This is a genomic window from Sorangiineae bacterium MSr11954, from assembly GCA_037157815.1.
Lineage (GTDB): Bacteria > Myxococcota_A > Polyangia > Polyangiales > Polyangiaceae > Pendulispora > Pendulispora albinea.
The window spans coordinates 5,908,363-5,929,399 of record CP089984.1 but is presented as its reverse complement, the minus strand read 5'-3'; the positions used below and the strand labels follow the sequence as shown (position 1 = coordinate 5,929,399).

General features: G+C 67.6%; 17 protein-coding genes. 6 read left to right on the top strand and 11 right to left on the bottom strand.

The features are described 5' to 3' along the window. Positions 1 to 40: 40 nt before the first annotated feature. The 5 genes from LZC94_22810 to LZC94_22790 all read right to left on the bottom strand — a co-directional run bounded on the left by LZC94_22810 (position 41) and on the right by LZC94_22790 (position 9,423). Positions 41 to 2,605, bottom strand: coding sequence for a hypothetical protein (locus LZC94_22810; GenBank protein WXB20043.1), 2,565 nt, complete (start codon positions 2,603 to 2,605; stop codon positions 41 to 43). A gap of 233 nt (positions 2,606 to 2,838) precedes the next feature. Further along, positions 2,839 to 3,354 (bottom strand): hypothetical protein, encoded by a 516-nt coding sequence (locus LZC94_22805; protein WXB20042.1) that lies wholly within the window; start codon positions 3,352 to 3,354, stop codon positions 2,839 to 2,841. Continuing rightward, complete coding sequence (locus LZC94_22800; protein WXB20041.1) at positions 3,351 to 5,522, bottom strand: S8 family serine peptidase; 2,172 nt, start codon at positions 5,520 to 5,522, stop codon at positions 3,351 to 3,353. Before LZC94_22800 ends, LZC94_22805 begins: the two co-directional genes overlap by 4 nt. A gap of 118 nt (positions 5,523 to 5,640) precedes the next feature. Beyond that, a complete protein-coding gene (locus LZC94_22795; GenBank protein WXB20040.1) occupies positions 5,641 to 8,355 on the bottom strand; it encodes a tetratricopeptide repeat protein in 2,715 nt (904 codons plus the stop codon). Positions 8,356 to 8,451: 96 nt separating this feature from the next. Then, a complete protein-coding gene (locus LZC94_22790) occupies positions 8,452 to 9,423 on the bottom strand; it encodes a hypothetical protein (GenBank protein ID WXB20039.1) in 972 nt (323 codons plus the stop codon). 162 nt (positions 9,424 to 9,585) lie between these two features. Between LZC94_22790 and LZC94_22785 the strand changes: the two genes are divergently transcribed. From LZC94_22785 to LZC94_22765, 5 genes are all read left to right on the top strand, one after another. Continuing rightward, positions 9,586 to 11,064 carry a serine/threonine protein kinase gene (locus tag LZC94_22785; protein ID WXB20038.1) on the top strand — a complete coding sequence of 493 codons (1,479 nt, stop codon included), beginning with the start codon at positions 9,586 to 9,588 and terminating at the stop codon, positions 11,062 to 11,064. Positions 11,065 to 11,131: 67 nt separating this feature from the next. After that, a complete protein-coding gene (locus tag LZC94_22780) occupies positions 11,132 to 12,655 on the top strand; it encodes an ATP-binding protein (protein WXB20037.1) in 1,524 nt (507 codons plus the stop codon). Positions 12,656 to 12,814: 159 nt separating this feature from the next. Further along, the gene (locus LZC94_22775) at positions 12,815 to 13,336 is read left to right on the top strand and encodes an ester cyclase (GenBank protein WXB20036.1); all 522 of its coding nucleotides are present in this window, start codon (positions 12,815 to 12,817) and stop codon (positions 13,334 to 13,336) included. Positions 13,337 to 13,391: 55 nt separating this feature from the next. Further along, positions 13,392 to 14,474, top strand: coding sequence for a hypothetical protein (locus LZC94_22770; GenBank protein ID WXB20035.1), 1,083 nt, complete (start codon positions 13,392 to 13,394; stop codon positions 14,472 to 14,474). 183 nt (positions 14,475 to 14,657) lie between these two features. Continuing rightward, complete coding sequence (locus LZC94_22765; GenBank protein ID WXB20034.1) at positions 14,658 to 15,506, top strand: class I SAM-dependent methyltransferase; 849 nt, start codon at positions 14,658 to 14,660, stop codon at positions 15,504 to 15,506. 24 nt (positions 15,507 to 15,530) lie between these two features. On the opposite strand, the gene LZC94_22760 is transcribed toward LZC94_22765, so the two are convergent. The 4 genes from LZC94_22760 to LZC94_22745 form a co-directional block, all read right to left on the bottom strand. After that, complete coding sequence (locus LZC94_22760) at positions 15,531 to 16,346, bottom strand: hypothetical protein (protein ID WXB20033.1); 816 nt, start codon at positions 16,344 to 16,346, stop codon at positions 15,531 to 15,533. Further along, positions 16,336 to 17,607, bottom strand: coding sequence for a hypothetical protein (locus LZC94_22755; GenBank protein ID WXB20032.1), 1,272 nt, complete (start codon positions 17,605 to 17,607; stop codon positions 16,336 to 16,338). Before LZC94_22755 ends, LZC94_22760 begins: the two co-directional genes overlap by 11 nt. Before the next feature lie 238 nt (positions 17,608 to 17,845). Next, a complete protein-coding gene (locus LZC94_22750) occupies positions 17,846 to 19,096 on the bottom strand; it encodes a sigma-70 family RNA polymerase sigma factor (protein ID WXB20031.1) in 1,251 nt (416 codons plus the stop codon). A 23-nt stretch (positions 19,097 to 19,119) separates the two neighbouring features. Beyond that, entirely contained in the window at positions 19,120 to 19,512 is a 393-nt protein-coding gene (locus LZC94_22745) for a YciI family protein (protein WXB20030.1), read from the bottom strand. A 441-nt stretch (positions 19,513 to 19,953) separates the two neighbouring features. Between LZC94_22745 and LZC94_22740 the strand changes: the two genes are divergently transcribed. After that, positions 19,954 to 20,268, top strand: a complete 315-nt coding sequence (locus LZC94_22740) for a stress-induced protein (GenBank protein ID WXB20029.1) — start codon at positions 19,954 to 19,956, stop codon at positions 20,266 to 20,268. Between the two features lie 152 nt (positions 20,269 to 20,420). Here LZC94_22740 and LZC94_22735 read toward each other — a convergent pair whose 3' ends face one another. Beyond that, complete coding sequence (locus tag LZC94_22735) at positions 20,421 to 20,735, bottom strand: hypothetical protein (GenBank protein ID WXB20028.1); 315 nt, start codon at positions 20,733 to 20,735, stop codon at positions 20,421 to 20,423. Positions 20,736 to 20,784: 49 nt separating this feature from the next. Beyond that, positions 20,785 to 20,997, bottom strand: a complete 213-nt coding sequence (locus LZC94_22730) for a hypothetical protein (protein ID WXB20027.1) — start codon at positions 20,995 to 20,997, stop codon at positions 20,785 to 20,787. Between the last annotated feature and the right edge of the window lie 40 nt (positions 20,998 to 21,037).

Genomic DNA, 21,037 nt, shown 5'->3' with positions numbered 1-21,037 from the left:
TTCGTCGGAACGATGTTCGTCCGAACGAGGGGCGGGCGTCTTACTTCTTGGGGTCGTTGGGATCCGGATCCTCGTTGTCCGGCTTGCCGTCGGCGTCGACGTCCCGCTTCGGGGCGAAGGTGGTGAAGGGGGCCACCTTCGGGCTGCCGGCGAAACCGCTGAGGAGGAACCCGGCCACGATCCCTTGGAGCTCGTAGGTGCTCGGCGTGGCGAAGTCGTAGGTGTGCGTGGTGTTCTCGACGACGGGGAACGGATCGCCCGTGTCGAAGCGCGCGTACGGGGCCTGAAAGGCGCGGCGGGTGCCGGCCGATTCCAGGTTGGTGCCATGCTGCGAAGGCGACATCTGCAGAAGAACGGCGGTGGTGCCATCGATGGGGGTGTTCTGGAAGAAACCACCCGTCGGCTTGATCCCCTCGCCAAACGGGACGGCGCCCGCGCGCTTCGCGAGGTCTTTGATGTCCAAGACGCCGGCGTTCGAGCCCACGTTCGGCGTTCCGAGGTGCCAGCCGCCCGCGCGCGCGAGCGCCTCGTTGGCCTCGTTGGGTACGAGCTCGTCGTAGATGACCTCGACCTGGAGGATGTTGCGCGGCGGGATGCGCACCCCCTTGATCGAGCGGGGGTTGGTCACCAATGCGTCCGCATAGCTCAGGGGATCGCCCGCATCGGCGATGGTTTGAAGCAGGGTCGCCAGCGGGTGCCCTTCGCTGACCTTGTCGGAGACCAATCCGAAGTTGCCGATGGCCGCCTTCTTGAGGCTATCGTAAATGCGCGGCGAGTGGGTCGCCAGCTCGGTGATGAGGCCTCCGCCGGCGACATTGAGGACCCACTGCTTGATCGAAGGCTCGATGGCCGCGGCCATGGCACCTTGAATCCCGCCCAGCGAGTTTCCGACGAACGCGATCTTGGTCTTGTCGATCTTGGGGTCCTCGGTGCCGAGGGTCGGCTTGAGCTCCTTCAACACCCTGTTTTCGTCGTCCTGAAGGACCCGGACGAGCTGCACGGTATCGAGCGCAGCCTGCCGCATCTGATCGCGCAAGGCGCCAATGTTGATCAAGCTGCCGAACAGATCGGTCGCGCCCGCGCGGCCGCCGTTGACCAAATCGGCGATGCCATCGGGACCTTCGTACGTTGCGTGCGTCCCCGGGACCTTCGGCGGACCCGGTTTATCGTCCCGATTGAGCCAGTAATCGCTGTTCTTGTCGACTTGGAGCGCCGGATCGGCGGAGCGCGCGCCGAAGGTGACGCTGTCGATGGCCACCGTCAGGATCCCTTTGGCGGCAAAGACATTGGCCAGCGCGAAGATGTAATCGCGCGAGCCGCCGAGGCCGTGCTGCAGGATGACCGTCGGATAGCCGTCTGCGGGCGCCGCGGCCTTGGGGACCACGAAGGTGGCCCAAATCTTCCTGGTGGCGCTTGGAACGGTGAGGTCCAGCTCCCCGTTGGCCTTGCGTACGAAGGTGGCGTGATCGGGGCTCCGGTAGCCTTCGGCCTTGGTCTGGAGGAAGCTGACGGCGTCGAAGACCGCGGTCCCGATGGCGGCAATTTGGTTGTGCGCGCGAACGACTTGGTGCGTGGAGGGATCGTCGTCGGTGCCGGGCGGGAAGGGGTGCTTGGCGGTCGCCGGTCCAAAGTAGGCGTCCAGATCGGCCGTGAAGCCGGCCGTCACGCCGCCCACGCCGAATTTGGCCTTGCCCATCGGCAAAAGATCCGCGGCGTCCCACTTCAACTTGGGAACGGGCGTGGTGTCGATGGCCTCGCGGAGCTTGAACAGCTCGTCGCTCATCGCCTGCGTCGTATAGGGCGCCAGCGCCACGATCTCGTCGGCGCCGAGGGCCGAGCCCAGGGCCGCCTTCACCTTGTCGTACTTCTCGCCATAGAGGCCCGCGATGGGCCCGGAGCGATCGCCCTTTCGAATGCGATCGAAGTCCGCGCTGGCCGCGATCTTCGTGCCCGCGGTCGTCTTCACGCGGCTGGTGAGCACCGCCGCATACGTGCGACCCTCTTTGAGGACCACGCCGCGCGCGGGGCCGACCGCCACCACGGGACGGGAGCCGTTCTTGTCGACGCGGAACATGGCGCGACAGGGGACGCGCGCCTTGGCCGGATCGGTCTCTTGGAGGTCGATCAAGAAGACGGAGCTCGCGTCGGCCGCGCAGGCGGTCTCGTCGCCCGGGAGGCTCTTTTTGTCGATGTCCGCCGCGCCGATGACGTCGTCCTTCGATTTGGATGGGTCGTCGACATAGAAGACGGCCAAGGCGATGCGGGAAAAACCATTGTTCGCCGTGAGATCGTGGGCAATGAAATTGGCCCCCGCGGGCGCGAGCACCTTGTCGATCCCTTGCACGGCGGCCACCCGCCCGTTGGCGAGGTAGACGTCGCTCGGGAAGGGCACTTGGAGGAACTCCGGTGCCGTCGCGGAGCCGGCGGGGACATTGAACCGAGCCGTGGGAGCACCCGGCCCCGAGTCTCCGCCGTCGGATTTGTCGCCGACGGAGACGTGATCGACTTGTGCAACCCAATCACAGCCCGCGGAGCTCGCGAGGATGGTCGTGACGGAAGCAACGAGCGGAAAGAGAACGCGCTTGGCGTGGACGAGGCGAAGCATGGATGATCGGGCTTAGCTTACGTCTTTTCGCCGCGCTAGTGGCCATCCGCACGCCAAAGGCGTGCGAATGGTATTTGACTCAGTGCGTTAGATGATCGTGCGCTTTTCGGCGCCGAGACGCTTCGCCGTTGGCTACTTTGGTGAGCAGCCGTCGCCCGACTGGCTCTGGGCGATGATATCGATGTACGCGCGCTCGACGTCGGCGGAAGGTGAAGCTTCGCGCGCCGGGATGGTCAGCGGAGGTGGACGGTGTCCGGAGGTTCCAGACGTTGGACGATGTCGCTCGCCAATACGCGCTCGAGCGCGGTCACCCGCACCCAGCCCGTGGCGACGTCGCCGGCCAAGGTATCGGCCGCGAAGCCAAGGGACGCGAGGCTCGTGTGGGTGGCGCGGGCGCGGTCGACCTGCAGGAACACGTGAAGCTCCGGATCGGGCTCCCGGCTGGCCTCGATGGTGTCGAGCAAGCGAACCACGTTTTGGATCTTGCTCACCGCGCGCTCCGCACCCAGCCGCGCCACGGTGGCCGCCCCGCGCGGCTGCGAAGGACCGCGCACGAGGAGCAGCGCGCCCGAGCGCGATCGGGCGTCGACGACGGCGCCGCTCGCGCGCGGACCGCCCTCCGCGCGCACGATGGAGACGAGCATGCTCGGACCTTCGGCCACCGGCGGCGCGGCGGCCGGCCGATGCTCGGGCTGCCGCGCACACCCCACCAGCAGCACCCCGGCGAAGAGCATCGCCCGGCGGCTCACGACGCCTTCCCGCGCCGGCGCCGGCGCACGAGGATCGACGCGAGCGCCATCGCACCCGCGCCGAAGCCCGGCACCAGCCCGCCCGTGCCCGCGACCTGGCAGCCGCCGTCGTTCTTGCTGCCGCCGTTGCTCGGGTTGCCGGCGCCGCCGTCGGCGTCCGGTCGCGGGGCGGGCGCCGGGGTCGCGATCACGGCCGCGAAGGCGTCGACCTTTCCGCGGCCCCAGTCCGTCGGCGACGGGTTCGCGACGCCTTCGGGCTTGACCGCCGTGCGATCGAAGATCCCGCGGATGTCGTCGACCGTGAGGGTCGGATTGCGCTGCAACATGAGCGCGACGATGCCCGCGACCATGGGCGAGGCCATGCTCGTCCCTTGGGAGATCAAGAAGCCGTCGGGCGAAGCCTTGACGATCTTCTCGGCGCTCGGCTTGGCCCCCGCGTGCAGCGCGGCGATGACCACCTCGCCGGGCGCGGTGATGTCCGGCTTCATCGGGCCGCTCGGGTTGCGGCTCGGACCGCGGCTGGAGAAGCCGCTGAGCGCGCCGAGGGTGACCGGCTTGTCGTCGTCGCCTTTCTCCACCTGCTCGGAGCCATCGGCCGCCTTCCAGGTGTTGCGCGAGGTGTAGGAGCCGACGGCCAGCACCTTCGAGGCGATGGCCGGGAAGCCGATGGTCATGTTGCTGTCGACGGTCACGCCTCGATCCTGCCCGCTGGCGAGGAAGCCGCCGCCGCCGGTGGTGTCGATGAAGGCGTCGAAGCGGCCATTGCCCGTGATCTTGACGAGCCAGAGCTTCTGCGCTTCCTGGCCGTCTTTGTCGCCGTCCTCCAGAACGATTTGCGTGCCGCGCGCGGCGGGGGCCGGGATGGGGCTGGTGTCGCCCGCCACCGGGCCCACCGTGACATTGCCGTCGGTGAGCATGGTCTTGGTGAGCGGCTGCTTGGCGGTGATGGGCTTCGAGAACGTGGGGCTGCCGTCGCCGGCGTCGAAGCCCACCTGGATGGATAGCTCCACATTGGGGTCGGCCCAGACGTTCAGCTTCTCCTGCGTGACCTTGGTGTCGTCGTCTTTGCCGGGGAGCCACTTGAGGACCACGGGGGTCGAGCTCGCGGTGGCCGTCGCGTGCACCAGCACCGGGGCGCCGAGCTCCGCGTGTTTGGTCCCGCGCCCCTCGTTGCCGGCGGCGGCGACCAAAATTTTGCCGGGCCCCGAAAGGTTATCCAGGCAACGATCGGCGAGGGAGGAGCCGTCGTGCGGGCCCGTGTGCTCGCCGAGGCTCATGTTGACGACGGCCGGCTTGTTCACGGCCGCGGCGGCCTTGAAGATGTACGAGGCGCCGTCGCACACGGCGGTGGTGAAGGCCACGTCCTTCGCGAGACCGGGCGCGGCGCCGACCTCGACGAAGACGATGTCGGCGTCCGGCGCGGCCCCGATGTAGGGCGAGTCTCCGACCTTGCCGCCGGCGGCGATCCCGGTGACGTGCGTTCCATGGTCGGCGGTGGACGCGTGGGCGCATTGGTTCGCGTCGATTTGCGCGGCCGTGCACTCGCTTCCATAGCGGAACCCGGCCGGCGGGGCCGCGCCCTTTTGTCCTTGGTCCCAGATCGAGAGGATGCGCGTCTTGCCGTCGGCCTTCTTGAACGCCGTATGACGGAGGTCGATGCCGGCGTCGACCACGCCGACCACGACCCCCGCGCCGGTGAAGGGCGCCGGCAGAGGCGCGGCGCCCGCGCGAACTTTGTCCACCTTGGAGGCGGCGATGGCCTTGTCGAGCTTCGCGCGCAGCGGCAGCGCGCCCTCGATGCGCGTCACGGCGCGGGCGGTCGCGATCGTGTCGATGGCGCCCAGCGGGACGCGCGCGGTCAAGACGTCGCCTGCGATGGTGCCGACCTGGCCCCCGATGGCCTCGATGATCCGCCGCGTCTCCTCGGGCTCGTTCGATTGAACGAAGATGGCGCGCACCTCCCGGGCGGGCGGCTCCTCCAGCGCTTGAACGCGAAGGGTCGCGTCGAGCTTGGACCAGCTGTCGGTCGAGAGCGAGGCGCGGGTGAACGCGGTCGCCGTCGGTTCGCCCTCGCCGGGCGCCTTGGCCGACGAATCACTGCAGGCGGCCGCGCCCGTGATACCTGCCCAAGCGAGCACGCACAAATGAGGAAGACCCAGTTTTTTCATTTCGAATGACACCTTTCTTCATCGCGATCTGCGAAACGCCGAAGAGCGGGCGTCTTCGCCCGCGAGGTGCCTACGTAATTCGCCGCCCTGGAGTAAGCGACTTACACGGCGCTTACTTCTACGATGACGTCCACATGACCACGACCCGCGGGTCGAGCAGATATCCATCTTCGCGGCGGAGGATCAAATCGCGGAGCCCCAGCTTGCGCAATCGGGTCAGGCTGACATGCAATCGATTCTTGGCCGCGCTGGGGACCACGCGCTCGCCCGGCCAGCCCGCGTCGCACAGGACGGAGGGCGAGAGCGCGACCCCGGGGGCGCGGATGCGCTCTTCGACCAAGGCGCACAACAGGGCGCGCACCACGCGGTGCGCGTCCACCTCGAAGCGCTCGCCCGCGGGGGTGTAGAGCCATCGCCCGCCGCGCTCGACGCGAAGGGCAGGGGGGCTCATGCCAGCGGCCTGCGCCGGAAGATCGTCGGGGAATGCGCGCGACACCAGCCTTTGCGCGAGCCGCAGCACGTACGAGTCGAAGGCGGCCGGCGCGTCCACCAAGCGCGCCTCCGCCGCGACCCGATGTCCGCGCGCGGCCGCAGCATTTCCCGCGCGCAGCGCGCCGCGGGCGAGGGCCAGATCGGCGTGGGCGCGCAGCACGTGGAGGGCGACGGCGTAGCGATCGCCGGGCGCAAGCGCGGAGGCGGCGAGGTCGAACGAGCGCTGCGCGGACTCCGCGGAGTCGAGGGCGCTCTGCACCGCGCCGAGGAAGCCGAGGAAGAGCGCCTCGTGGCGCGCGTAGCCGAGCGCCCGCGCCGCGGACGGCAAGGGCAGCAAATGGCTCTGCGCCGTTCGCGAGTCGCCTTGCTCGTGCCGCAAGAGGGCGAGGTAGGCGAGGGCCACGCTCTCCTTGGCGCCGTCGCGGGCCTCGCGCGCCACGTGCACGGCGTGCTCGTACGCGCGGGCGGCCCGCTCGAGCTCCCCTTGCTCGTGGTAAATGAGCGCCAGGACCCAGTGCGCGCCATTTCCGAAGTTGGGATGAAGGCCCAGCGCGCGCACGCAATCGGCCCGCGCCCCCTCGAGCTGCCCCAGCTCCACGCGCAAGAACGCGACGTCGGCCAGCACGGAGGCCTCGCGCCCCACGTCGCGGAACTCTTGGCAAAGCGAGAGCGCGCGCTCGTAGTGCCCCTCGGCCTCCGGAAATCGCCCGAGCTCGCGCGCCACGTTGCCCATGCTCTGGAGCGTGATGGCCTCCACCAGCCGATCGCCCGCGTCGCGGCCCGTCTCATGGGCGCGCGAGAGGCCGCGAAGGGCGGTATCCAATCGGCCTTTGCGGCCGTCCACCGAGCCGAGCGAGCGCAGGACCCGCGCTTCGAGCGCGCGATCGCCCCGCCGGCGCGCGCCCTCGAGCACGTCCGCCAGCTCGCTTCCGCGCTCCTCCGAGGGCTTGGCGTTGGCGCGGAGGTATTTGGCGCGCGCGCGCCACACGGGATCCACGTCGTTCGCCTCGAGGACGGACAGCGCGCGCTCGATGGGGCCCGCGCCCTTGGGGAACGAGCCTTGGCTGTAGAGCAAGGTCTCCATGGCGTACGCGCCGCGAATCGCCAATATGGCGTTCTCCACGGTGGGGCGCTCGGCCGAGAGCAGGCGCTCGACCGCCCAAACGACGTTCTCGCGCTCGGCCGCCCGCAGCGCGTGATCGCGCGCCTCCGCTTGGGAAATGTAATGTTTCGCGTGGCGCGCATAGGCCCCTTTGGCCATCTCGGAGCCATCGAGCCGGATTTGCGCATAGTCGCGGATACTTCGATAAAGGCCCAGGCGCTCGCCCGATATCGGATCGCCCTGCGATTGAACGTGCAGGAGCGATTTTTCGCGCAGCCGCTGGAGCACGTCGAGCACGGGCGGCGCGCCGGGGACGGACGAGAGGTCGACGATGGCCTCGGCCGACGCGAGCACGAAGCCGCCGACGAACACCGCGCACTGGGCGAGGGCCGCGCGCTCGGCCGGATCGAGCAGCGCCCATGAATCATCGAGCGACGTCTCCAGCGCCGCGTGCCGCGCGCGCGGATCGCCAGAGGCCCGGCGGAGCACGTCGAACCGGGCGGCCAGGCGCTGCAAGAGCACGGAGGGCGAGAGCATGCTCATACGCGCCGCCGCCAGCTCGATGGCCAGCGGAAACCCATCGAGCTCGCGCACCAGCGAGGCCAGGGCGCGCGCGTCTTCGGGCGTGGGAACGTAGCCCACGCGAACCCGCTGGAGCCGATCGAGCACGAGATCGAGCGCCTCGGACTCCGCCTCGACGGAGGTCGGCAAACCCAGCGACGAAATCTCGAGCACGTTCTCGCCCGGCAGGCGCAAGAGCTCGCGCGAGGTGACCAAGAACGCCGCGCGCGGGGCGAGCGACGACCACGAGGACAGGACGTTCGCCCCCTCGGGCACGAGCTGCTCGAAGCCATCGAGGACCACCAGCGCTCGCCCGAGCGCGGCGAGCTCCGTGCCCGCGCGGGTCACCTGGACGGGGCCCGCCATCTTCTTCGGCGCGGTGGGCAAAGCACGAAGCGCGCGCCCGATGGCCGCCGCCATTTCGCCGGGCTCGCGCGCCTCGCTCACATCGCAGAACAACACCGAAATGGACGAAGGTCCCGAGGCCCCCGCGCGCGCCTTTGCCGCGGCGTACTCCATCGCGAGCCGTGTCTTGCCGATGCCGGCGGGCCCCGTGAGGGTCACCAAGCGCTCTCCGCCGGAGAAGAGCCGGTGCAAGGTTTCGATTTCCCGCTTTCGCCCCACGAACGCGTCCCCCCGAAGGGGCAACGAGGGTACGTTCTCGCCGGCGTGCATCATGCCACGTATACCGCTTTACCGACGTCCGTGAAAGCCGAGCAGGTCGTCCGCGGCCACTGCCATTTTGCCCGACGGAATGAAAAGGCCGTCAAGCCGTCAAAATACTCCCCGATATCCGACTCCGTTTGGCGCCACCACGATTCCCGTTTTCGGATCGGCCGGCGCGCTCTTGCCCGATGCGAGCCACCAGATCCCGCCCGTGATCACGGCCGCTGCGCCCACGCCGAGGAGCACGTCGCCGACGAGGATCTTGGTGCGCGAACCCTCCGCGTCGGATCGGGCGCTGCTCGGGCACCCCGTGGTTCCTCCGCCGGGGCAAAGCGCTTTGGCGTCGCTCTCCTGGCCTTTGCCGAGCGCCAAAAAAAGCGCACCCGCGGCGCCGAGCACCAAACCTCCGCCGCCCACCGCCAACGCGGCGATGGGGCGCGACGCATGCGGCGCAATGGAGGGCTCCGCCGGAGCGGGTGCCGCTGCCGCAGGCGCGGGCGTGGGCGTGGGCGTGGGCGCCGGAGGCTCGGGGGAGCGCTGCGGATCGAGGACCACCTCGAGCCGCTGTTTTTCCTCCACGTGCACGGTCTTTTGAAAGCGCTCGGCGAGGATGTAGTGCGTCCCCGGATCGACCTCGAGCCCTTCGTTCGGGACCGTGACATCGGCACCGTCGACCGAGGCGCGCGCGACCGTCGTACCTGGAGGGATCTGCAGGACCAGCCGCGGGATGCGCGGCATCAACAGCGCGAGGCTGGAGACCGCCTTTTGTTCGTCATCGAAGAGCCGGGCCTCGTGCGCGTCGGACGCGGCCTTGGCGAAAGCGGCTTTTGCGCGCACCAAGCGACCCAATTGCTCTTCGGCGATGCCGAGCGCCAACAGCGCTTTGGGGGCCGAGCGAATGGCGATGACCGCTCGGAACTTATCGACCGCGCCCTGCCAATCCCCCTTGTCCGCCAAGGCGGTTCCGTCGCGAAAAAGGGCGGTACGTTCCTTTTCTTTCGCGCTCGCCGGATCGCTCGCGCTCGTTGCATTTTTTGGATTGTCGGCGCGCGCTGTGCCGGTGAGACCGGTGAGCGACATCGTTAGACCGACAATACCAAGGAACGGAGCAATTCTCATTATCGAGGCCCGAAGGCGGCGCGTCGAACCAAAGCGCGGCGCACCTTAGCAGACATCTCAACCGTTGGTAGGGGACACGTGAAAATTTTTCCGTGCTAGGGTCAACGGCTGAGTCGACTGCAGATGGCACCCGAGAACGTCGTCGGTCAGAAGTATCGTTTGATCCGCCCGATCGGGGAGGGCGGCATGGGCTCGGTTTGGGCAGCCGTTCACACGCAAACCGATCGCCAGGTGGCCCTGAAGCTGATTCATCGCGAGGCGGCCATGGATGCGGCCGTTCGCGAGCGGATGCTCCGGGAGGCGCGCGCGTGCGGGCGGGTGGCGCACCGGAACGTGGTCGAAATTCTGGACGCGGGCCTCACGGACGAGGGCGATCCGTTTTTGGTCATGCCGCTCTTGCGCGGGGAGACCCTGAGCGAGCGCTTGATGCGCGATCAGCGTCTGCCCTGGCCGCTGGCCGCGCGGCTCGGGGCCGACATCGCCAAAGGTCTGGCGGCGGCGCACGCGGCGGGCATCGTTCATCGCGATCTCAAGCCGGGGAACATCTTTCTTTCGTACGAGGCCGACGTCGAGGAACCCATCGTCAAGCTGCTCGACTTCGGGGTGAGCAAGATGGTCGAGAGCTTCGAGTCGTGTCAGGTCACCCGGACCGGGAGCGTGCTCGGCTCACCGGCCTATATGAGCCCCGAGCAAGTGCGCGGCGATCGCACCGTCGACTACCGCGCCGACTTGTGGTCGCTCGGGGTGGTGCTCTTCGAAATGCTGACGGGCACCTTTCCGTTCCGCGGCGAAAACGCCTACGCCGTGGTGGCCGAGATTCTCCACGGGTCGATTCCATCCGTCTTCGACGTTGCGCCCGACGTCGATCCTCGGTTCGTGGCCTTGGTCGCCCGCTGCCTCGAGCGGGAGGTGCACGCGCGAATGGGCTCCGCGAGCGAGGCGGCCTGTGCGCTGAAGGAATTGGCGGCGAGCGCACCGGCGAGCGTGCATCGATGTGTCGATCGCGTGGGCGTGGGCGTGGGCGACGAGGTCGGTGCCGAGACGATGCCGCTCGCGGTGCGCGCCTCGCCGTTGGTGCACGCTTCGACCCCGGCGCAGGCTTCGACCCCGGCGCAGGCTTCGACCCCGCCGCAAGGTCCATCGACGTTGATCTCGGCGCAGTCGCTGGCGCCGCCGAAGCCGTCGCGCGTGAGCAAAGGCGGCAAGGGCGTCTACGCGGTATTGGGCTGTGTGGGGGGCATCGCCGTGGCGGGGATCGTGGGGTTGTTCGCCAGCATGCGGGGGCATTCGGCGAACGCGGGGACAACGTTGTCAGCGCCTTCGGCGCGGGGCAGCGAAACCATGGGCGCGGTGCTCGCGACGGTCTCGGCGCCGCCCGAGGCGCCGGTCGTTCCGAGTGCACCGATCGCTCCGAGCGCATCGGCGGGATCGGGTGCATCGGCGGGATCGGGTGCATCGGCCGGAGCGGGTACGTTGCCGGTGGTGTCCGGCGCGGGTTCGGGAGCGCGAAGGCCGCATGTGCCGGCGACGCCGCCGCCGAGTGCATCGTCCTCGTCGAAGCCCCTGTCGCCAAGCGCGAAACTACCGGCGAACCCAGGCTGACGCGTGTACGATGTGGGGCGTGCTCCGCTTCAACACAGCCGGCCCTTGCGATGCGGCACGCCATTACATGATCCCGCCGATGCAGCGTTTGCCCGAGGCTCGACGCTACATCGATCAAGGCGACTACCTGGTCCTGCACGCCCCGCGGCAGACGGGGAAAACCACGGCGTTGCACGCGTTCGCCCGCGCGCTGACCGCGGAGGGGGTCTATGCCGCGCTGCACTTCTCGTGCGAAGCCGCGGAGCCGGCGCAGGATGATTTTGCCGAGGCGCAGCGCGCGATCCTGAGCTCCATATCGCTCTCGGCCAACATTCATCTTCCGACCGAGCTTCGTCCGCCCGCTTCGTGGCCCGCGGAACCCGACAGCACCTTGCTCTCGCTCGGCTTGACCGCATGGGCCCAGCAATGCCCCCGTCCGCTGGTTCTCTTCTTCGATGAGATCGATGCTTTGCGAGGCGAGAGCCTGCGATCCGTGCTTCGGCAGCTCCGCCGCGGATTTTTCGATCGGCCCCACCAAGCTCCACACGCCGTGATCCTGTGCGGCCTGCGCGACGTGCGCGACTACAAGGCCGCGAGCGGTGGCGACCCGTCCCGGTTGGGAACGTCGAGCCCATTCAACATCAAGCTCGCATCGCTCCGGCTTCGTGATTTCACGGAAGGCGAGGTCCGCGCCCTCTACCAGCAACACATCGATCGAACGGGACAACCCATCGACGAAGATGCACTTTCGCGCATTTGGGAGCTCACGCGCGGCCAGCCCTGGCTCACCAACGCCATCGGTCGCGAGATCCTCGAAGAAATGAGCATCCTGCCGCCTGCGCGGATCACGCGCGAACACATCGAGCAAGCGAAGGAGCGCCTGATCCTCGCGCGCGCCACGCACCTCGATTCGCTGGTGGCGCGCCTGCACGAAGATCGCGTGCGCCGCATTTTGGAGCCCGTGCTGGCGGGCACCACGTCGACGGCTTTGGACACCTACGAGGACGACTTTCAATACGTGGTCGACTTGGGCCTCGTGGCCGCTGGTCCCACAGTCGAGATTGCCAATCCCATTTACCGCGAGGTCATCACACGGATCCTTGCGTCGGGGGTCGAGCGGCAAATTCCCCTCGAGACGAAGAGCTTCGTTCGTCCCGACGGCCACCTCGACATGGAGAAGATGCTGACCGAGTTCACCCGCTTCTGGGTGGAGCACGGCGAAATTCTGGCCTCGGCGATGAGCTACCACGAGGTGGCCCCGCAGCTCGTGCTGATGGCGTTTCTCCAGCGCATCGTGAACGGGGGCGGGTACATCGAGCGCGAGGTCGGCGTGGGCCGCGGCCGCATCGATCTGCTGGTCCGCTGGCCGCTCCCCGACAAGACGGGCTGGCAGCGCGAGGCCATCGAGCTCAAAGTCTGGCGCGAGGGACGGCCCGATCCGCTTCCGGAAGGCTTGGCGCAGCTCGAAGGCTATCTGACCCGGCTCGGCCTCCATCACGGGTTCCTGGCAATCTTCGACCGCCGTCGCCAAGCGCCTCCGCTGACCGAGCGCACGCGCGTGGAGAAGACGCGCACGGCCGGCGGTCGCGAGACCGTGCTTCTGCGCGCTTAGTCCGCCGCAAGCATCATCCGCCCGCGCGCCGAATCCGCCTCGCGCGCCCCGCCCGCGTCCGCCCGGCTCGAACCTGTGCATCGATGCAGTCGCGATGTGCGCGGGCGCCAACTGACCACGCCAGGTGGCTCAGCCTATCGTTCCGGCATGGTGCAGAGCATGACGAGGGTTCTTCGCGGAGCGGTTCTTTTTGGGGCGGTGGGGCTTGGTTTGGGGTGCGGCGGCGCGAGTCAGCGGGCGGCGGAGTCGGCGGGGGACGTGGACGCCGGTGTGCTGGCGCACAATCGGGAGATTGGGACCCGCTATTTCAATGAAGTTTGGAATCAGGGGCGGGTCGATGTGCTCGACGAGCTGCTGACCGACAATTACGTGAATCATACACCCAGCACGCCCAACCCTCCTCGCGGGCCAAAAGGCCTCAAGCCCATCGTGCAGGCCATTCGGCAAGGCTTTCCGGATCTTCATTTTCAAATCGAGGATATGGTCGTCACCAAAGACCGCGTGGTGCTGCGCACGGTGATGACCGGCACCAACACCGGTGAATTGTTCGGCGCCCCGCCCACCGGCCGGCGGGTTCGCGTCAATCAGATCAACATCGAGGAGATCCGCGATGGACGCATCGCCGACCATTGGCGGGTCACCGACGAGCTGTCGATCCAAAAGCAGCTCCAAGCTCGCTGAGCCCGCACCGTCGATGGCTGAATGACATCGGGCCATCGGCTATGATGGGCCGCACGTGGATGCCCCGAACCCCCGCTGCACGCGCCGCCTGCGCTTTCTGCGCCGTCTGCGCCCTCGGATCGTCACCGCGACCCTGTCGCTCGCAGCGCTGTGTGCATCGCCCGCCGGTGCACAATCGACCGCGTCCAGCGAGCGCGAGGCGGCAGAGCATGACCGGCGCGGGCACGATGCGGTGAAGCGGGCGGACGCCGAGACGGCGCGGCTGGAGTTTCTCAAGTCGTATCGGCTGGTGGCGTCGCCCCGAACCCTGTGGAGCTTGATGCGGTCCGAAATCGATTCGAATCGCCCGCTCGAAGCGTTGAAGCACCTGCGGATGTACCTGGCGGATCCTGCGGCCGATCCCAAGAAGAAGGAGCAGGGGCAGGGCTTGCTCGAGGAGCTGATCCCGCAAGTCGGCCACTTGCGCATCGATGTACCGGAGACGGCCCCCGTGACGGTCGATGGCGTTCGCATCCCCAGCGAAGAGCGAAAAAATGGTCTCGACGTGACGCCGGGCAACCACGTCGTCGAGGTCGTCGTGGCCAGCGTGTTGCGGCGCGCGGAGGTGGATGCGCCCGCGGGCAAAGAGACGGTCGTACCGCTCGATCTGCCCTCACGCGCCCCACCAGGCAGCGCCGCCCCACCGAGCAGCGCCGCCGGGGGCGCGCCGTCGGCGGCCGGCCCGGGGTTGGCTTCGAACGATCCGTCGCCGCCCTCGAAGACCGCGGAGCGATCCGGCGGGGTGGGCATGCCGCCCACCGCCACGTGGATCCTGGGCGGCGTCGCCGTGGCCGCGCTCGGGGCAGGGGTGGCGTTCTCGCTCAGCGCCCAATCGAAGAAAGACGACATTGGCCATGATCGCGACGCGTGCGCAAACCCCAATAGCGCGGAGTGCGCGCGCGTTCGCGATCTCGATGACACGGGCCGAAGCCACGCGACCCTCGGCTGGATCGCGTACGGCGGGGCGGGCGCCGCGCTGATCGCGGGCGGCCTCGTTTGGGTGCTCGCGCCAAAGAGCGAACGCCATACGGCGCGAACCCAGATCGTCCCCATGACCGCCCCCGGTGTGGCGGGCGTTCGACTTCAAACGCGTTTTTGAAACCTCGCGGGCGCCTCGTTGTGCGATGGATGGGCGAGCCCGGCCTGCGACGAACCGAGTGACAGGTTCGCTCGCGCCTCGGCGGGCAAAGACGATTTTCACTTATTTCAAATGCACGGCGCCCTACGTGATCCCTCGGACCGTCTCTCTGGATTTCGGGTTTCACACTCCGTGGAGATCGCCATGCAAGAGAATCGACCGAGCACCACCGCCATGCACGTCGCCGTGCGCCGCGCCGTTCATCAAATCCTCGATCGGCCGTTGGTCTTCGAAGACCCGCTCGCCGTGCGCATCGTGGGCGAGCACGCGAAGGATGAAATTGGATCGGAGCCGGCGGATCGCCAGGTGTGGTCGCGTGAGACATTGCGCGCCTTTTTGGTGGCGCGAAGTCGCTTTACGGAGGATGCGCTCGAGTGGGCGACCTTGCGCGGAGTCCGCCAATACGTGATCCTCGGCGCTGGGCTCGATACATTTGCATATCGAAACCGGGATGCGTCCTTGCGGGTCTTCGAGGTCGATTATCCGGCCACCCAAGCTTGGAAGCGCGAACGGCTCGCCGAAGCGGGCATCGTAGCCCCGCCCTCGCTCACCTTTGCGCCCATCGACTTCGAGAAGCAAACCCTCTCCGAAGGCCTCGCCAACGCCGGCTTCGATTTCTCCAGCCCGGCTTTCTTCTCGTGGCTCGGCGTCGCCAATTACCTCACCAAGAGCGCCGTGATGGCCACCCTCCACTTCGTCGCCCAAAGGCCCGCGGGCTCGGAGATCGTCTTCGACTTCGCCGCGCCGCCGGACGGGCTCGCCGAGGACGAGCGCCGCGCCTTCGATGTGCTCGCCGAGACCGTGGCCTCCCTCGGCGAGCCCTGGATTTCCTCCTTCGATCCCTCCGCCCTCAGCCGTGAGCTCTCGGCCATGGGGTTTCGGCATATCGATGTCCTGGCCCCGCCCGCCATCAACGCGCGCTACTTCTCGGATCGCGAGGACGATTTGCGGGTCGGTCCCGTCGTCGGCCGCATTTTGCACGCGCGCGTCTGAGCGGACGCGCGCGCCGCCTCGAAGTTAGAAATGCACGCCGAGCCCGGCGGTGCCCGACCATGCTGCGCCCACGTTGGAGCCGTTGGCCTCCAGCACGCGCGCCTTGGCTTGGTTCAACGTATCGACCTCGCGCGGGGTCGCCAGATCCCGCACGGAGGTGCCATGTCGCGTGATGAAGAGGAGCTCCCCGCCGAGCGACGCACCCACCGAGATATTTTGCGTGAGGTAATAGTCGACCCCAATCGCCAGGCGCGTGTTCACGCCGTTGACGTCCAGCCCGCGCCGCAGCCCATCGAAGGCCGTGGACAGCCCGCCGAAGGTGGCATATCCGCCCGCCAACGTAACGTAAGGCTCGAATCGTCCGACCGGCGCGCGCAAGCCCAGCTCCGCGTTGAGCGTCCAGAGCTGAAAGCCCTCGCGTTGCCCGGGCGCATCGCCGCCAAAGGAGCTGAAACGACCGCGCACACCCAAGGTGACGAAGACGAAGCGAACCCCCACGCCGACCCCCACCGTGGGCCCCACGGCGTTGGCGGGCAGGATCCCCAACGAGACGGTGTCGATGTCCGCTTTGAACGTTCGAAGGTGCAAGCTCTCGAACCCGGCCTCCGCCTTCATCCACACGATCTCGCGCTTTGGTTGCGGCTCGCCCTTGGTGCTCGCGTCTCTTTGCTCCGCGCGGTCTTCCTTCTTCTCGACCCTCTCGGCCCCGCCCTCCTGCACCTCCCCCTGCTCGGCGCGCCCGCGCGCCGAGGCCGGAGAGGAGGCAAGGAGGAGCGACGCGGCGGCCATCATGCTGGCCACCGCGCGGGCTCCGAGGAGCGCGTGCGCGTTAGTGCGCATGCGAGCCGCACGAATCGGTCACGTCCACGCCGGCATTGATGGCGACGTCCAACGTACCCGAAGCATGATCCACGGCCTGGACGGCTGCCGTGGCGCACGAGAGCGACTTGCCGTCGAGATCACCCGACGCCTTCAGCACCGCCGAGCCGCTCGCCGAGAGCTGCTTGCCCACTTCGACCACGCTCTTGCCTCGAACCTCGGCCGCCGCCACCAAGGTCGGGAGGTTCGCGTTGATGGTGGCCACCAGCTTCTGCACGTCGGCCGACCCTTGCGCGTCGCACACCAGCTTCACCTGCGGCGGATCGCACTTGGTGTTGGCCGCGGTGGTGGCGCGGCAGCCCGCGAAGCACGATTGATCGATTTCGCACTTGGGCGGGGTGAACGTGGTCTCGCACACCGGATCGGTGTACGTGGACGTGCACTGGCCCTTGCACTTCACGCTGGCGCCGCACGCGATGCCCGCGGAGGCCTCCACCTTGCAGCTACCCGTGCACTTTCCGCTGCACGCGCCCGTGCACTTCCCGCGGCAGTTCTCGTCGTTCTCCGTGCGCTTCCCGTTCTCGTCGACGCACGTGCCCTGGCACTTCCCGGTGCACTCGGCTTCGCACTTTCCTTCGCAGTTGGCGGAGGCGTCCACCCGTCCTTCGCAGTACGACTGCGCCGAGCACTTCTCCTGGCATTGCACGGCGAGCTGCCCCGGCTGGCAGCGCTCCTCGACCTTGCCCGGATCGCACTTCGTCTGCGTGTTGCACTTGGCCTCGCACGCCACCTGCGCCTCGAAATCGGCGTGGCACGCGCCGCGCGATATGGATAGGGCGAAGTTGGCGCGTTTGCCGGCTTCGCTCTCCATGATGGCCACGATGCGCGCGCGGGCGGCGTCGCATGCGCCGGTCTTGTCCTTGTTCGCGATGGCCTCGTCGCGGTCGCCGAAGGTCGACCAGGTGTCGGTCGCACCCAGATCCGTCGCGACCTTGATGCAGGCGCCCTTCACGTCCACCTTCACCTTGTCGGCGATGGCGCGAAGGTCCACGGACGCTTGCATGAAGGTGCGAACCTTCGCGTCGACCTTGACGTTCGCGTCCACCGTGCCGGTCTGGGATTTGAACTCGGGGCACCCTTCGCTGCTGCCTTCGCCCAATCCCGAGGTGGTGGAGATACAGCTCGTGGTCGTGAGGAACGCGGTGCCTGCGAGCACCGTTGCGACCAACGCCGAGCGCCTCGCCAAAGACCGCGGGCCAAGCCTTGTCTTCATAAGATTCATCTCGTCCTCCTAGAAAGCACCGAGAAAAGAGACGACCGCATTGCCGGTCGAATCCATTGGGCCGCCAAGTCGCACGAGACATGCCATCTCGGCAATTCGCCGTTGTTTCGAGGGTCATCGCACCTGCATCGCATCAGGCACGGGCCGCGCGACATTGCCCCGGCGTGGCAAGAGCGCACACGTTTGCGTCAGGCGATTGGAGACGGCGTCATCGCGGGGATCCGCGCCCTCGCGCCGTTTATGCGGTGCCGAGGCGGCTTGCCTTCATGAGGAGATAGTTCCGTTCGGGCGTGCTCGATGTTCGACTGGCCGCCGTCCGGTAATGGGCTATCGCGGCCGGGTGATCGCCGGCCATTTCCAACAAATGCGCGCGAACGGCGGAGAGGCGGTAATGCCCCGCCAATCGCTCGTCGCCGTCGAGCGGCTTCAAGAGCTCGAGCCCCGCGTTCGGACCGTGCACCATGGCGGCCGCAATGGCGTGATTGAGCGCCACCATGGGGTTGTCGGACATGCGCATCAAAATGCTGTACAAGGCTAAAATTTGCGGCCAGTCCGTGTCCTTCGCGTGCGCGGCCTCCGCGTGAACGGCCGCGATCGCAGCCTGAAGCGGATACGGGCCCACGGCCCCGCGCGACAACGTCTCGCTGACGAGCGCCACGCCTTCGGTGATGGCCGCGCGGTCCCAAAGCGAACGATCCTGCTCGTCGAGCGGAATCAATTCGCCGACCGGTCCGGTTCGCGCAAGGCGGCGCGCGTCGGTGAGGAGCATCAGCGCCAAGAGCCCGGCCACCTCGCCGAGGTTCGGGAGCAGCCGGTGCACGGCGCGCGTGAGCCGGATGGCCTCGCTCGCGAGATCGGCGCGCTGCAGGCTGGTGCCCACGCTGCTGGCGTAGCCCTCGTTGAAGATCAAATAGAGCACGTGGAGCACGGCACCGAGCCGCTCGGCGCGCTCGTCCTCCGTGGGCATGCAAAAGCTCAGGCCCGATTTTTTGATGGTCTGCTTTGCGCGGCTGATCCGCTGCGCCATCGTGGCCTCGGGGACCAAAAACGCATTGGCAATTTGCTCGGTCGTCAATCCGCCGACCGCGCGCAAGGTGAGCGCAATGGCCGATGGCCGCGTGAGCGCGGGGTGGCAGCACATGAAGAGGAGCGCGAGCGTGTCATCGTGCTCGGCCCCGTCTTCGCCGCCGCCTTCGCCCGCCGCCACCGGCTCTTCGGCCGATGGCGACTCCATGACCAGCGCCGTCTCCCGCCGCCGCCGCGCGCTCTCGGCGCGCAAATGATCCGACATGCGGCGGCCGGCGACGTGAATGAGCCAGGCGCGTGGGTTCTCGGGCACGCCGGCCGTGGGCCACTGCATGGCCGCGGCCGTGAGCGCTTCTTGGACCGCGTCCTCGGCGGCCGCGAAGTCGCCGAAACGTCGGGTCACCACACCGAGCACCTGCGGTGCAAGATCGCGAAGCAGGTGCTCGCCCGAGAATGCCGCCACACCCCCTTATACCGCGAGACCTTCTAGGCGGGAGGGCCGCTCATCACTTCACGGACCTCGATGGCCATGTTCAGGGGCTCTCCGTCGCGCCCGGGTGCCGTCGATGCCCGCCCGGCGATCGCGTACGCCTGCTCGGGCGACTCCACGTCGACGATCCAATAACCGGCGAGAAACTCCTTGGACTCGGCGAACGGCCCGTCCGTCACCTCGGGCGCTCCTCCCTTGCCGGCCCGCACGATCCGCGCTTGATTCGGCGGGGTCAAGCCCTCGCAGCTGACGAGCTGGCCGGCCTCCCGCAGATCCTTATTGAGGCTCCTCATGAAGTCGATGTGCGCCTTGATGGCTTCGGGCGCCCACTTGAAGATCTCGTACTCGCCGGTACCGCGGGGCATATTCATCATCAGAATGAACTTCATATCCATGGCTCCTGTTCGAATGTCGCGCCTCGATGGCTGCGTTCAGGGGTGAGTCGGAGCCCGCTCCGGGTTCTCGACATGACCCCGTCGATTTTTTTGCCCCCCAGCGGCCAGAACAGCCGGGCTCGTGCCCGTCAATGTCGCGAAGATCGTCGGGGATGTCGAGGGGTAGGGCACCCGGTTCAGCCTTCTGACGCGTCGGGAGCCAAAAATGGCATGATCTGGGGCAAGGTGTCGCTGTGGAGCGAAATCGTCGATGGATTTCGATGGCGCCTCACCTTCGACCCGCGCCGCGCTTCGAGCGCCGCCAAGGCGAGGCGCGAGGGCACGGTGGCTGCAGGACGAGGGATGACTCACCCAAGTTCCAGCTGACACGTGACGGGTGAGAAAGCGCGCTCGGGCGATGACGCTCGGGTGTGAGCCCTCAGAAAGGAGCAACGAATGGCTCAGGACAAGCATACGCAGGGTTCGAATCAAGGCACGAGCCACCGTGGCTTTGCCTCGATGGACGAAGAGAAGCAGCGAAAGATCGCCAGCCAGGGCGGTCACGCTGCGCACGCCAAGGGCACCGCGCACGAGTTCACCCCCGAGGAGGCGCGCGAGGCCGGCCGGAAAGGTGGGGAGGCCGTGAGCCAAGATCGCCAGCACATGGCAGAAATCGGCCGCAAGGGCGGGGAAGCCCGGGGCGCCAACGCGCATCGCGGCGATCGCTCGGAGCAGCACGCCAAGGCCGGCGCTCAAAGCCACAAAGGATAGAAAATAGAAACCAGAAAAGTCAGAATTCGAGTGGCGACATTCGAAATGCGATAAAGGATAAGCAATGATGGCGTCCGTAAACACCGGACGCCAACGTCAACGCGTAGACTGCAAGGCCATGCAGGGGTTCTTGCAGCCTACGCGTCTTTTATTTACCGCGAGCCCTGCGTGGTCCGCGGCTGCCCTTGCCCTTGCGCGGACGAACCTTGCGCGGACGAACCGGTCTTTTGCAGACAACGCGACAGGTGCTGCGTCAGCTGCTGAATGTGGGCCGCGTCGTCGCGCCGGATCTGTTCGAGGGCCCGGAGGACCTCCGCGTCGTTGCGCGCGTCTTCGCAATAGCGGCCATAGGCCTCCAGCGCCTTCGACTTCTCCTGGATGATGGTGACGAGATCGTACGTCAGGTTGTCGAGGGGAAAGCTCTCGCCCCGCGTGGGGATGTTGCCGGTGCCTGAGGTATTCATCATCGTTCCTTTCCGGCGGGGGATATCCCGCGCACCGGTGGACGATGCACGCTCAGTGCCCCTTCGAGCTGGGGATGCCCTGATCGATGGCGGCCCGAAGCCGGGCGAGCCGGGCGATGACCGACTCCAGGTTCGCCCGCAGGCCCTCGCTCACCGATTGGCGCTCGATCTCCATCGTATCGGGTTCGAGCTTTTGCCATTCTTTCAATTCCGCCGCGCCCGCGAGGTGCAAGCGGCTGCGCACGTCGTGCCTGAGGGAGTGCATCTCGGAGAGTCGATCTTGAAGATCAAACGGCTTGGACGTG